General features: G+C 65.1%; 10 protein-coding genes and 1 other RNA gene. 5 read left to right on the top strand and 6 right to left on the bottom strand.

The genetic code is table 11. From position 1 onward, the window contains the following. Positions 1 to 30: 30 nt before the first annotated feature. The 3 genes from ruvA to GGD65_RS18115 form a co-directional block, all read right to left on the bottom strand. Positions 31 to 648 carry a Holliday junction branch migration protein RuvA gene (ruvA, locus tag GGD65_RS18125; protein ID WP_183236149.1) on the bottom strand — a complete coding sequence of 206 codons (618 nt, stop codon included), beginning with the start codon at positions 646 to 648 and terminating at the stop codon, positions 31 to 33. Continuing rightward, positions 645 to 1,172: a crossover junction endodeoxyribonuclease RuvC gene (gene ruvC / locus GGD65_RS18120; RefSeq protein WP_183236148.1), complete on the bottom strand. Its 528-nt coding sequence runs from the start codon at positions 1,170 to 1,172 to the stop codon at positions 645 to 647. Before ruvC ends, ruvA begins: the two co-directional genes overlap by 4 nt. A 230-nt stretch (positions 1,173 to 1,402) precedes the next feature. Next, positions 1,403 to 2,149 (bottom strand): YebC/PmpR family DNA-binding transcriptional regulator, encoded by a 747-nt coding sequence (locus GGD65_RS18115; protein ID WP_018318694.1) that lies wholly within the window; start codon positions 2,147 to 2,149, stop codon positions 1,403 to 1,405. 210 nt (positions 2,150 to 2,359) lie between these two features. Between GGD65_RS18115 and GGD65_RS18110 the strand changes: the two genes are divergently transcribed. From GGD65_RS18110 to GGD65_RS18090, 5 genes are all read left to right on the top strand, one after another. Continuing rightward, the gene (locus GGD65_RS18110; RefSeq protein WP_183236147.1) at positions 2,360 to 4,105 is read left to right on the top strand and encodes a methyl-accepting chemotaxis protein; all 1,746 of its coding nucleotides are present in this window, start codon (positions 2,360 to 2,362) and stop codon (positions 4,103 to 4,105) included. Positions 4,106 to 4,283: 178 nt separating this feature from the next. Then, complete coding sequence (locus GGD65_RS18105; RefSeq protein ID WP_183236146.1) at positions 4,284 to 5,708, top strand: methyl-accepting chemotaxis protein; 1,425 nt, start codon at positions 4,284 to 4,286, stop codon at positions 5,706 to 5,708. 748 nt (positions 5,709 to 6,456) lie between these two features. Then, positions 6,457 to 6,921 (top strand): (2Fe-2S)-binding protein, encoded by a 465-nt coding sequence (locus tag GGD65_RS18100; protein WP_028142020.1) that lies wholly within the window; start codon positions 6,457 to 6,459, stop codon positions 6,919 to 6,921. Between the two features lie 8 nt (positions 6,922 to 6,929). Beyond that, on the top strand, positions 6,930 to 9,098 hold the full coding sequence (locus GGD65_RS18095) for a xanthine dehydrogenase family protein molybdopterin-binding subunit (RefSeq protein WP_183236145.1): 2,169 nt from the start codon (positions 6,930 to 6,932) through the stop codon (positions 9,096 to 9,098). After that, entirely contained in the window at positions 9,095 to 10,438 is a 1,344-nt protein-coding gene (locus GGD65_RS18090; protein ID WP_183236144.1) for a cytochrome c, read from the top strand. Before GGD65_RS18095 ends, GGD65_RS18090 begins: the two co-directional genes overlap by 4 nt. 209 nt (positions 10,439 to 10,647) lie before the next feature. On the opposite strand, the gene GGD65_RS18085 is transcribed toward GGD65_RS18090, so the two are convergent. The 3 genes from GGD65_RS18085 to ssrS form a co-directional block, all read right to left on the bottom strand. Beyond that, entirely contained in the window at positions 10,648 to 11,472 is an 825-nt protein-coding gene (locus GGD65_RS18085; RefSeq protein ID WP_018318700.1) for a TIGR00282 family metallophosphoesterase, read from the bottom strand. Next, on the bottom strand, positions 11,450 to 12,046 hold the full coding sequence (locus GGD65_RS18080; protein ID WP_018318701.1) for a 5-formyltetrahydrofolate cyclo-ligase: 597 nt from the start codon (positions 12,044 to 12,046) through the stop codon (positions 11,450 to 11,452). The genes GGD65_RS18085 and GGD65_RS18080 overlap by 23 nt, the downstream gene beginning before the upstream one ends. Positions 12,047 to 12,236: 190 nt before the next feature. Continuing rightward, a non-coding RNA gene (ssrS, locus tag GGD65_RS18075) (6S RNA) lies at positions 12,237 to 12,397 on the bottom strand. Positions 12,398 to 12,672 lie beyond the last annotated feature (275 nt).

The raw sequence follows: 12,672 nt of genomic DNA, 5'->3' as shown, positions 1-12,672 counted from the left end.
CCCACCCTACGAGACTGACCATTGCCGCGCTCACTTCGCCAATTCCTTCAGGCCGAGGCGAATGAGCTGCGCCGTCTCGGCGCCTTCACCCGCACTGCGCGAGGCCGACGCAATCGCGGCGGCCGCCTGCGGCTGGCCGTAGCCTAGATTGACCAGCGCGGAGATCGCGTCGGCGACGGGCCGCGGCGCCCGCTGGTCGTCGACAGCGCCGGCAAGATGCACCACAGCCGGATCGACATTGGCGAAAGCCGGCGCCTTGTCCTTCAATTCGGTGACGATGCGTTCGGCGACCTTGGGACCAACGCCGGGCGTGCGCGCCACCGCGGCCTTGTCGCGCAGCGCAATAGCATTGGCGAGATCGGCCGGCGCCAGCGTGCCGAGCACGGCGAGCGCGACCTTGGCGCCGACGCCCTGCACGGTCTGGAGCAGGCGAAACCATTCGCGCTCCTGGTCGGTGCGGAAGCCGAACAGTTTGATCTGGTCCTCGCGGACATAGGTCTCGATCGACAGCACGGCAGCCTCTCCCGGCGAGGGCAGATGCTGCAACGTGCGCGTCGAGCAGTGCACCTGATAGCCGACGCCGCCGACGTCGAGGATGACGAAATCCTCGCCGTAGGAATCGATCAGGCCCTTGAGCTTGCCGATCATAGCCCCGCCACCTTCAGCCGCAGCGCGGTGCTCTGGCGGTGATGGGCGTGGGTGATGGCAATGGCGAGCGCGTCGGCGGCGTCGGCGGACGGCGGCTCGGCCTTGGGCAGCAATATCTTCAGCATCATCGCGATCTGTTGCTTGTCGGCATGGCCGGCGCCGACCACGGTCTTCTTGACCTGGTTCGGCGCGTATTCGGCGACCGAGATGCCGAACATTGCGGGCGCCAGCATGGCGACGCCGCGGGCCTGGCCGAGCTTCAGCGTCGCAACGCCGTCCTTATTGACGAAGGTCTGCTCGACCGCGGCTTCCATCGGCTGATGGTTCGAGAGCACGGCCGCGAGCCCTTCATGGATCGCGAGCAGCCGGCGCGCCAGCGGCAAATCGTCCGGCGGTTCCACCGAACCGCAGGCGACGTAGATCAGGCGATTGCCCTCAGCCTCGATCACGCCCCAGCCGGTGCGGCGGAGGCCAGGGTCGATGCCGATGATGCGAACGGGGCCACGAATCGGGAGCGAAGTCATGGGGCCAGTGATAGCGGCTGGCTGCCGTGGGGGAAACAGAAACAGAACGGAAGTAACAGGGGAAGTGGGGGCGTTAGTGAGCCGCACCGCCCACCACAGACTCCGGCGTCATACCCCGCGAAGGCGGGCTATCCAGTACGCCGCGGCTTCTCCGTATTCCCATTGCTGTCTCTGGGATACTGGGTTGCCCGGTCAAGCCGGGCGATGACAGCGGAATGCGGAGCTGGTGATCACCCGCCCATCTTCGCCACCAGCGCGTCCGACACCTCGAAATTGGCGTAGACGTGCTGGACGTCGTCGTGCTCGTTGAGCAGGTCCATCAGCTTGAGCAGCTTCTCGCCGGTCTCGTCGTCGACCGCGACCGTGTTTTGCGGCTTCCAGATCAGCGCGGCCTTGCGCGGCTCGCCGAACTTGGCTTCCAGCGCCTTGGCGACGTCGCGATAGCCTTCGGTCGAGGCGTAGATCTCGTGACCGGCTTCGCCGGAGACGACATCGTCGGCGCCGGCCTCAATCGCGGCATCGAGCACGGCGTCGTCGGAAGCGACGCTGCGGTCGTATTCGATGATTCCGGTGCGATCGAACATGAAGGACACCGAACCGGTTTCGCCGAGATTGCCGCCCGATTTGGTGAAGAAGGAGCGGATGTCGGAGGCGGCGCGGTTACGGTTGTCGGTCAGCGCCTCGACGATGACGGCAACGCCGCCGGGGCCATAACCCTCGTAGCGGATCTCGTCATAGTTCTCGCCGTCGCTGCCGAGTGCCTTCTTGATGGCGCGCTCGATATTGTCCTTCGGCATGTTCTCCTGCCGCGCGGCGATTACGGCGGCGCGGAGGCGGGGGTTCATGTTGGGGTCGGGCGTGCCCAGCTTGGCCGCGACGGTGATTTCCCGCGCCAGCTTGCCGAACAGCTTCGACTTCTGGGCATCCTGCCGCCCCTTGCGGTGCATGATGTTCTTGAATTGGGAATGTCCGGCCATGCGTGGTCTCTCGGGGATCTCTTGGAATCGTACGCCAATGAGGGTGGGAAACGCGGCCTTATAGGCCGCCAACCCACCGGAATGAAAGGGTCTCGGATACTTTAAGGTAACACCGTACGGGCCCCTGCCCAGAGGTGAGGCATCGTTAACCCTGACTTCATTCCAGCCTGCGAAAATAACCTCCGAGCGTCCCCCGACAAGAGAGACCTGATGGCATTCGGACTATTTCGGAAGCGTCTGCCGGATATGGCCGCGCCCGTGGCAGCCGCAGAGGCCGCGCCGCCGGCGGCCCCATCCGAGCCCGCCCCGGCCGAAGGTGATTCGGCCCGGGAGATCCTGGAATTGCTGGAACTCGAGCTTGGCGCGATGATCCGCCAGCTCGAGCGCGCCGCCAATTCGGTGGCGGGCGGCGCCGAAGCGACCGCATCGACGCTTGCGGCCATCCGCGACCGCACCGACGCCCTGACCGGCCGCACCAATGCCGCGCAATCGACCGCCTCCACCTTCGCCCATGCCGCCGACAAGTTCACCCAGTCCGCGCTGGGGATCGGAGCGCAGGTTCGCGAGGCCGGCAAGCTCGCCGACGAGGCCAGCGCCGCGGCGCAGGAAGCCCGCGCCAATGTCGATCGCTTGCGCGAATCCTCCGCGGCCATCGGCAATGTCGTCAATCTGATCGCACAGATCGCGCGGCAGACGACGCTGCTCGCGCTCAACTCGACGATCGAGGCCGCACGCGCGGGCGCTGCGGGAAAAGGCTTTGCGGTCGTCGCAACCGAGGTCAAGGCCCTCGCGGTGCAGACGCAAGGGGCGACGGAAGAGATTACGAAGAAGATCGACGCGCTGCAGCGCGACGCCGCCGGCTCCGCGGACGCCGTGCACCGCATTTCGCAGGCGATCGAGGCGATCCGCCCGGTCTTCGAGACCGTCAACGGCGCGGTCGCCGAACAGAACGCCACGACCAGCGAAGTCTCCGGCAACGCCGCCAGCGCCTCGGAGTTCATCGTCTCGGTCGGCGAGAGCGCAGCCGAGATCGATGCCGCGACCAAGGCGGCCGAGAGCCATGGCGAGAACGTCGCCAGTGCCGGCAAAGCCGTCACCACCTTCGCACAGAAGCTGAAATCGCGCTGCGCCGTGCTGCTCCGCCAGAGCGAGCACGACGACCGCCGCAAGACCGAACGGCTGCCCTGCCATCTGAAGCTCGAAACCGCGCGCGGCGTGATGCCGGTCTATGAAATCTCGATGGACGGCGTGCTGATCGGCGGCGCGGATGCGGGCCGGCTTGCACCGCAAGCGATGATCGAAGGCACCCTCGAAGCCGTCGGCGCCTGCCGCCTGCGCGTGATCGAGCAATCCAAGGCCGGGGCCCGCGCGCAATTCGTCGGTCCCAATGCCGAGCTCAGCGAAAAGATCGAGGACAGGCTCTGGGCGATCCACGAAGAGAACACGGAGTTCGTCACCCGCGCCATGGAAGCGGGCAACGCGCTGACCAAGATCTTCGAGCAGGCCCTTGCCCGCGGCGAAGTTGGGATCGACGACCTGTTCGACACTGACTACGCCGAAATTGCCGGAACCAATCCGCAGCAATACCGCACGAAATATCTCGACTGGGCCGACCGCGCGCTGCCGCCGTTCCAGGAGGTCTTTCTGGCCAAGGACCAGCGCATGGCATTCTGCGCCATGGTCGACCGCAACGGCTTCCTGCCGGTGCACAACAAGATCTATTCGCACCCGCAGCGACCGGGCGACGTCGCCTGGAACACAGCCAATAGTCGCAACCGCAGGATATTCAACGATCCGGCGGGGTTGGCGGCCGCACGCAACCTGCGCTCGTACCTGGTGCAGAGCTATGCGCGCGACATGGGCAACGGGAATACGGTGATGATGCGCGAGATCGACGTTCCGATCCGCGTGCAGGGCCGGCACTGGGGTGGATTCCGCACGGCTTACAAGCTCTAGAGCCTGGCCCGAAAAAATGTCCCGCAGTTTTTCGAGCGGAATCGAGAAACAGGGCGCGAATTGCGCCTGAGTGCACGCTCAGGCAAGACGCCGGCCGCGAATCATCCTTTTAAACTGAATTGAAATGGGAATGCCGCCGTGAGCCGGGTTGCGGCTCTGACTGGAGGACTCATCGAATATGTCCGTCGTACAACTTGCAGTCATGGACACCGGCTCCAATCGCACGCTGGCCGAGCGGCTGATTGATCAGCTTGCCGATCGCATCGGCGGCCTCGGCGTGGAACTCGCCGATATCGCCGGCAACGTCCAGGAAGTCGCAAACCGCGTCGCCAACCAGTCGGAACGGTTCCACCATCTTCAGAAGACCGCCGAGACGATGGTCTCGGCCAACCACGATATCGCCAACGCCTCGCAGGCCGTGCAAACCACCACGTCCGCGGCGGTCGGCGAGATCGCGCAGTCGCGCAGCGCCGTCGACACCGCGGTCAGCCACATCTCAGAGCTCGTCGCAGCGGTGGAGCGCATCGAGGCGCGCCTCAGTGCCGTCGGCTCGGCGCTGGCGCAGGTCGCGAAAGTCTCCGGCTCGATCGAGGCGATCGCGAAGCAGACCAATCTGCTGGCGCTGAACGCAACCATCGAAGCCGCCCGCGCCGGCAACGCCGGCCGCGGCTTTGCGGTGGTCGCAAGCGAGGTGAAGAACCTCGCGGAAGCCACCCGCCAGGCCACGCACCAGATCTCCGACACCGTGCGCGATCTCGACGGCCAGATCGAAGGCCTGATCGGCGAGAGCAGCGACGCTTCGCAGCGCGCGAAGACCGCAGGCGAAGGCGCCCAGCAGATCTCCGGCATCATCTCGCGGGTCCAGCAGGGCTTCGCCTCCGTGGAGGCGGAGATCGGCAGCGTCACGCGCGCGGCGACCTCCAATCTCGGACATTGCGACACCGTCATCAGCGAGCTGAACGAACTCGCCAAGGGCGTCGACCTCTCCTCGCGCGATCTCAAGAGCGCCGACCAGCGCGTGACCAAGCTGCTCGACACCTCCGAAGGCCTGATCGCGCTGATCGCCGACAGCGGCGTGGAGACATCCGACGCACCGCTGATCCGGGTCGTCGTCGAGACCGCGAAACGGATCTCGACCGAGTTCGAGGCCGCGATCGATCGCGGCGACATCACGCTCGACCAGCTCATGGACGAGACGTATCGCGAAATTCCCGGCACCGATCCAAAGCAGTACCTCACCAACTACGTCGACTTCACCGACCGCGTGCTGCCGGCGATCCAGGATCCGATCCAGAAATCCGATCCCCGCATCGTGTTCTGCGTCGCCTGGGCCAAGGGCGGCTATCTGCCGACCCACAACCCCAACTACCGCCTGCCGCAGGGCAAGGACTCGGTCTGGAACAACGCCAATTGCCGCAACCGCCGCCTCTTCACCGATCGCGCAGTGAAGAAGGTCGCGGCGAACACCAAGCCGTTCCTGCTCCAGACCTACCGCCGCGATATGGGCGGCGGACAGTTCGTGCTGATGAAGGACCTGTCCTCGCCGATCGTGATCCGCGGCAAGCACTGGGGCGCCTTCCGGATGGGTTTCCGGCAGAGCTGACGCGCGTCGCGACGGCGTTCCGGGGCTCCCAAAACAAAAAACTCGAAAACAACCCCATGCACAGTAGCCGGGGCGTGCGAAATCAATGGCTTACAGTCGGCTGAAATTGAGCTGGCTGGTTGCCATGGAAAAAGTGCGCTCCCTCTCCCGCTTGCGGGGGAGGGCTGGGGTGGGGGTGTCTTCGCAACGAACACTCCCAATGTGGAGAAAGCCCCAATGTGGAGAAAGCCCTCACCCGGCGCTTCGCGCCGACCTCTCCCGCAAGCGGGAGAGGTTAAGCGAGCCCGCGGCTCGACCGATTCAACAAACAGTCATTCTGCTCCACACGCCTGATGACGCCGACGCTCCGTCGGGCAAAACAGGAGAATCATCGCGCAACTCTCCGGCCGCCAGCCGTTGCGATTGATCCCGTGCGCGCCGCCGCACGGCTCTCCTAATCACCCGACTTTCCCAATCGCACGACTTTCGTCATCGCATGATTTTGCACATCCGCACGACAATCTGCGGCGATCGACGACGCGCGCGCCGAAAATGCGTCAAAACATGACGATTATCATATCAATTAGCCCAAAATGCTCGCAGCGAGCGCCGCACAAATTCGTGAACGTCATGGGCTGACGCGTCTGCAGCGCAAATATGCATTGCCGGAGATTGCGACGCTTCATCGTTTCGTATCGGTATGATTATTGTCGCGCGCGAATTCGCTGACTAGATCGCCGCAAGCGATCGAGCGAGCAAGGGGATGCATATGGCAACTGTTCTCACCATCAACGGCGAAACGAAATCGTTCGATGCGCCGCCTGAAATGCCGCTGCTGTGGGTGCTGCGCGACATCCTCGGAATGACCGGCACCAAGTTCGGCTGCGGCATCGCGCAATGCGGCGCCTGCACGGTGCATGTCGACGGCAAGGCGGTGCGCTCCTGCGTCCTGCCGGTCAGCGCGGTCGAGAACCGCGCCATCACCACGATCGAACATGTCGGCAGCACGCCTGCGGGCGCGAAGGTGCAGAAGGCCTGGCTCGACCTCGAAGTGATCCAGTGCGGCTATTGCCAGTCCGGCCAGATCATGTCGGCCGCCGCATTGCTGGCCGCTACGCCCAACCCTGACGATTCCGACATCGACGCCGCGATGGCCGGCAACATCTGCCGCTGCGGCACCTATGTCCGCATCCGCGAGGCCGTCAAGCAGGCCGCCAACGGCCGTCAGTCCTGAGGTCCGCCATGAATGCACATGACAGCGTCTCCCGCCGCGCGCTGCTGACCGGCGGTCTCGCCACCGGTTTCCTGCTCGCCTTCCATCTGCCGCTGCGCGCCGCCGCCAACGAACCGGCGCAGCCGCGCGATGCGACCGAGGGCAAGTTCGCGCCCAATGCCTTCATCCGCATCGACGAGACCGGCCGCACCGTGCTGATGATGCCGCAGGTCGAGATGGGCCAGGGCACCTACACCTCGATCTCCGCCGTGCTCGCCGAGGAGCTGGATGCCGATTGGAGCAGGGTCGAGGTCCAGCACGCCCCGCCGAACGACAAGCTCTACGGCAATCCGACCTTCGGCCTGCAGGTCACCGGCAACTCCAACTCGATCCGGGCCTGGTGGCTGCCGCTGCGCAAGGCCGGTGCCACCGCCCGCGCGATGCTGGTGCAGGTCGCGGCCGCCCAATGGGGCGTCGAGCCCGCGAGCTGCACGGCATCGAAGGGCGAGGTCGCGCATGAAGCGAGCGGCCGCAAGCTCGCTTACGGCGCGCTGGCGCTCGCTGCCCAGGGACAGACCCCGCCGAAGGATGTCGCGCTGAAGGACCCCAAGGACTTCGTCATCATCGGCCAGCCGCTGAAGCGGCTCGACACGCCCGACAAGGTCAACGGCAAGGCCGTCTACGGCATCGACGCGATCCTGCCCGGCATGAAGTTCGCGACCGTCGCCGCCTGCCCCGTGTTCGGCGGCAAAGTCGGCAAAGTCGACGACAGCGCCGCGGTGAAGCTCCCCGGCGTGCGCAAGGTCGTGGTGCTCGACGACATGGTCGCCGTGATCGGCGATCACATGTGGGCGGCCAAGAAGGGCCTCGAAGCGCTCAAGATCGAGTGGAACGAGGGACCCAACGCTGCGATCACCACGAAGGATGTCTGGGACGATCTGCGCAAGGCAAGCCAGAAGGACGGCGCAGTCGCCAAATCCGACGGCGACATCGCCAAGGCGCTGGCGAGCGGCGACAAGTTCGAGGCGACTTACGAGCTGCCGTTCCTGGCGCATGCCTCGATGGAGCCGATCAACGCCACCGTGCACGTCAAGCCCGACTCCTGCGAGATCTGGACCGGCACGCAGATCATGACACGCGTGCAGTCGGAGGCGGCGAAGGCCGCCGGGCTTCCGGTCGACAAGGTGATCGTCAACAATCATCTGCTCGGCGGCGGTTTCGGCCGCAAGCTCGAGCCCGACATGGTAGTCGCGGCGGTGAAGATCGCAAAGCAGGTCGACTACCCCGTGAAGGTGGTGTGGACCCGCGAGGAGGACATCCAGCACGATGTCTACCGTCCGGTCTTTCGCGACCAGATCACGGCATCGCTAGTCGACGGCAAGGTCGCGGGGTGGAAGTATAAGGTCGCCGGCTCCGCGGTGCTGGCGCGCTGGTTGCCGCCGGCGTTCCAGAAGGGCATCGACATCGACGCGATCGATGCCGCGGTCGACGCGCCCTACGACTTCGCCAACTTCCACGTCGAATATGTCCGCGCCGAACCGCTGTCGGTGCCGACAGGCTTCTGGCGCGGCGTCGGCCCCAACAACAACGTGTTCGCGGTCGAATGCGCGATGGACGAGCTCGCGCGCAAGGCGGGCAAGGACCCGATCGAGTTCCGAAAGTCCATGCTGACCAAGAACCCGCGCATACTCGCGGTGCTCAACCAGGTCGCGGAGAAATCTGATTGGGGCCAGCCGTTGCCCGCCCGTGTCGGCCGCGGCGTCTGCGTGCAGCCGTCATTCGCGAGCTTCATCGCAACCGTGGTGGAGGCCGAGATCGACGATATCGGCGAGATCGTGCTCCGCCGCATCACCTCGGTGGTCGACACCGGCATTGCAGTCAACCCCGACACGGTGAAGGCGCAGATCGAGGGCGGGCTGATCTTCGGCCTCACCGCCGCGCTCTATGGCGAGATCACCATCGACAAGGGCCGCGTGCAGCAATCGAACTTCCACGACTACCGCATGATGCGCATCAACGAGACGCCGAAGATCGAGGTGATCGTCGTCAAGAGCGGCGAAGCGCCCGGCGGCATCGGCGAGGCCGGCGTCAACGCCGGACCGCCGGCGCTGCGCAACGCGATTCTTGCCGCAACCGGCGTGGCGCTGCGGCGCCTGCCCATTGACCGGAAACTGCTGGCTGCGGGGAAGAAGGCATGAGCGGCAAGATGCGTATCCTCACAAGCGTCGCGGCGATCGCCATCGTCGCAGCAGGGCTCGGCGTCTGGATCATCCGCGGGCCCGGCCCGCTCGATTTCGCCGGCGGCACGAAGGTGGCGCTGGCGAATTACCGCGCCGGCAAGCCGACCGGCGTGCCCGCCAAGCTGGAGAAGGCAAGCCTGGTCGAGCGCGGCGAATATCTCGCCAAGGCGGCCGACTGCATGGTCTGCCACACCAAGCCGGGCGAGAAGGACTATGCGGGCGGGCTCGCGTTCAAGCTGCCGTTCGGCACGCTCTATTCCACCAACATCACGCCGGACAAGGACACCGGCATCGGCGATTACAACGACCAGGATTTTCTGAACGCGGTCCAGCACGGCCAGCGTCGCGACGGCGCCCGGCTCTATCCGGCGATGCCGTACACGTCCTACACGTTCATGACGGATGAGGACGTGCTGGCGGTGAAGGCCTATCTGTTCAGCCTGCCGCCGGTGCGCGCGAAGGCGCCGGACAATACGCTGTCGTTCCCGTTCAACCAGCGCTGGGCGATGATTGCCTGGTCGGCCGTGTTCAATCCGGACACGCGCTTTGCCCCCGATATTTCGAAGAGCCCGGAATGGAACAGGGGCGCGTATCTTGTCGAAGCGCTGGCGCATTGCGGCGAATGCCACACCCCGCGCAATCTCGGTTTTGCGCTGGACAACCGCAAGAAGTTCGCCGGCGCGATCACGGCGGGCTGGCGCGCCTTCAACATCTCCTCCGACAAGGCGACAGGCCTCGGCAACTGGAGCGATGCGGATCTGATCTCGTATCTGTCGCTCGGCCACGCCCCTGGCCACGGCTCGGCCTCGGGCCCGATGGGTGAAGCCGTCGACCACAGCTTCAGCCAGTTCGCACCGGAGGACATCCGCTCCATCGTTGCTTATCTGCGCAGCGTGCCGCCGCAGCCCTCGCCTGACCTGCCCGCGACCACGGCGCCGGTCGCGCCCGGCTCGCACAAGGACGGCGTCACGGCGGACGCACGCGGCAAGAAGGTGTTCGCCAGCGCCTGCGCCAGCTGTCACGGCTGGAGCGGCGAGAGCCCGGTGTCCCCGATGGCAACGCTCACCGGCACCTGGGCCGTCAACGACCCCGCCGCCACCAACGTCGCGCAAATCGTGCTGTCAGGTACGAAGCGGCATACGCCGGATGGCGCACTTTCGATGCCGGCGTTCGGCAATGCGTATACCGACGACGAGATCGCGGCGGTGGCGAACTACGTCACGGCGCGGTTCGGGACGAAGGGCTCGAAGCTGACGGCAAAGGATGTCGCGGAGCTGCGGGGGCAGACGGCGGAGTAGGCAACCGGCGTTACTTGCGGCGAGATTGATGCGCAATCGCGCGCGTCAATCTCGGCCGTCGTCCCGGACAAGCGAAGCGCAGATCTGGGGCCCATACCCACAGGGAGTAGTTTGACGATGACTCGGAGTGGGAGCTTTGCCCCATATTACTCCCTGGGGTTATGGGTCCCCGCGTTCGCGGGGACGACACCGAGGTTGACGCGGCTCTGCTAACTCAACCAGAACTTCGGCGTCGTCGGCTCCAGCCTTCCGCCGACGCGCACCGGTGCGATCTTGAGCGCGAGGCCCGTTGCATCATCCGTCTCCACGGCGACACCGCTCAGCGTTGCAGCGCCCGCGGCCGGCTCGAATCTCCCCGACGGAATCCCCGAGGTGAACCTGCGCAGCGGCTCTTCCTTCTGCATGCCGATGATGGAATCGTAGTCGCCGGTCATGCCGGCATCGGTCATGTAGGCGGTACCGCCCGAGAGGATCTGGTGGTCGGCGGTCGGCACATGGGTGTGCGTGCCGACGACGAGGCTGGCGCGGCCGTCGCAGAAGAAGCCGATGCCCTGCTTCTCGCTGCTCGCCTCGCAATGGAAGTCGACGACGACGGCATCGGCGGCAACGCCGAGCGGACAGGCCCCTAACTCGCGCTCCAGCGCTGCGAAGGGATCATCGAACGGGGTCATGAAGACGCGGCCCAAAGCGTTGACGACGAGCGCATGCTTGCCGTTCTTGGTCTCGACCAGGGCGGCGCCGCGGCCCGGCGTGCCGCGCGGATAGTTCGCCGGACGCACCAGGCGCTCGGCACGCTCGATGAACACAAGCGCTTCACGCTGGTCCCAGGAATGGTTGCCGAGCGTGACCGCGTCGGCACCGGCATCGAGAAACTCCTGATAGATCGCTTCCGTGATGCCGAAGCCGCCGGCGGAATTCTCGCCGTTGACGACGACGAAATCGAGCGACCAGTCCTTGACCATGCCGGGCAGATAGTCGGCGATGGCCGTGCGTCCTGCACGGCCGACGACGTCACCCACGAAGAGAATGCGCAACTTCAGAACTCCGGAAATCGAACACGTCCGATTCCGTTAGCACATAATCCAGCGCGACGTCGTGGGATAGTGCTGGAACCGCCTTGATCTCCTGCGCTGCAAAAGCGAGCCCGATGCCGACGATATTCTTGGCCTTGCGCAAATGCGCGAAGGTGAAGTCGTAATGCCCCGCGCCATAGCCAATGCGATGGCCAAGACGATCAAACGCCGCCAGCGGCGTCAGCATGATATCCGGGATGACTTCGCTTGCTGCCGGCGACGGCTCGGGAATGCCGAGCGGACCGAGCATCAGGCGATCGTTCGGGTGGAAGATGCGGAAGATCAGCGACTGGCCGCGCGCGGTGACGCAAGGCAGCGCCAGCTTTGCGCCCTCTTCGGCGAGCTTCTTCAGCAGCGGCATCGGATCGATCTCGCTGCGGATCGGCGAATAGCCGGAGACGATGCTGCCGGGCAGAAGCTGGAATGGCAGTCCGCGTTTGGCGAGCTTTGCGGCGGCGGCGCTGCGCTTCTTCTCGCTGAGCGCGTCGCGTGCCGCCAGGGCCTTGGCACGGAGTTCGGCTTTCGAATTGGGCATGCGCTTTGGTCCCCCACGTCATCACCGCGAATGCGGGTGATCCAGTATTCAGAGGCGGTGGTGATTCACACAAAGGCCGCGGCGTACTGGATGTCCCGGTCCCCATGCACAATTGCGCACTGGGAAGGGCATGACACCTGTTGAACTGGGCCGCAGTCGTTTCAACAAGCACAAACCAAGCAAACAAAAGTGCGAAGCCGCGTACGCCGTTGAAGCACTCGATCCCGGAGTTCCCTACGAAAGTAGGTGGGCACCATATGTCCGGGCCCACGGGCCCGGCCAGGGACAGTTCCCTAAAGGATCGATAAGGCCCCGGGGATATATGGCTCCTGACGCGCGTCGCAGCCTCGCCCGCGCAATGTAACAACGATACTGACGAATCGCCAGCCCGACGAAGGGGGTGCCCGCTTGCTTGCCAAGCTCACCGGTGAACTCCCTCTCCCGCCTGCGGGAGAGGGTTGGGGTGAGGGCTTTCTCCTCTGGGGGATTGTCCCGTTGCGGAGATACCCTCTCCCCAACCCTCCCCCGCTCGCGCAGGGGAATCGCATATGGGTTTTGTCTAGCTATTGCATTGGAAGGCAAGACGGATTCTGAAGACGACTCCCGGAAGACGGAGGGGGTCGGAT

The sequence above is a fragment of the Bradyrhizobium sp. CIR18 genome (genome assembly GCF_014198295.1).
Taxonomy (GTDB): domain Bacteria; phylum Pseudomonadota; class Alphaproteobacteria; order Rhizobiales; family Xanthobacteraceae; genus Bradyrhizobium.
This window is presented reverse-complemented; position numbering and strand designations above follow the sequence as displayed.

Excerpts from the sequence above, each read along its gene's own strand:
- GGD65_RS18080 (WP_018318701.1), bottom strand. The coding sequence starts at position 12,046 with ATGCCCAATTCGAAAGCCGAACTCCGTGCCAAGGCCCTGGCGGCACGC.
- ruvC (WP_183236148.1), bottom strand. The coding sequence starts at position 1,172 with ATGACTTCGCTCCCGATTCGTGGCCCCGTTCGCATCATCGGCATCGAC.
- GGD65_RS18100 (WP_028142020.1), top strand. The coding sequence starts at position 6,457 with ATGGCAACTGTTCTCACCATCAACGGCGAAACGAAATCGTTCGATGCG.
- GGD65_RS18115 (WP_018318694.1), bottom strand. The coding sequence starts at position 2,149 with ATGGCCGGACATTCCCAATTCAAGAACATCATGCACCGCAAGGGGCGG.
- ruvA (WP_183236149.1), bottom strand. The coding sequence starts at position 648 with ATGATCGGCAAGCTCAAGGGCCTGATCGATTCCTACGGCGAGGATTTC.
- GGD65_RS18095 (WP_183236145.1), top strand. The coding sequence starts at position 6,930 with ATGAATGCACATGACAGCGTCTCCCGCCGCGCGCTGCTGACCGGCGGT.
- GGD65_RS18105 (WP_183236146.1), top strand. The coding sequence starts at position 4,284 with ATGTCCGTCGTACAACTTGCAGTCATGGACACCGGCTCCAATCGCACG.
- GGD65_RS18090 (WP_183236144.1), top strand. The coding sequence starts at position 9,095 with ATGAGCGGCAAGATGCGTATCCTCACAAGCGTCGCGGCGATCGCCATC.
- GGD65_RS18110 (WP_183236147.1), top strand. The coding sequence starts at position 2,360 with ATGGCATTCGGACTATTTCGGAAGCGTCTGCCGGATATGGCCGCGCCC.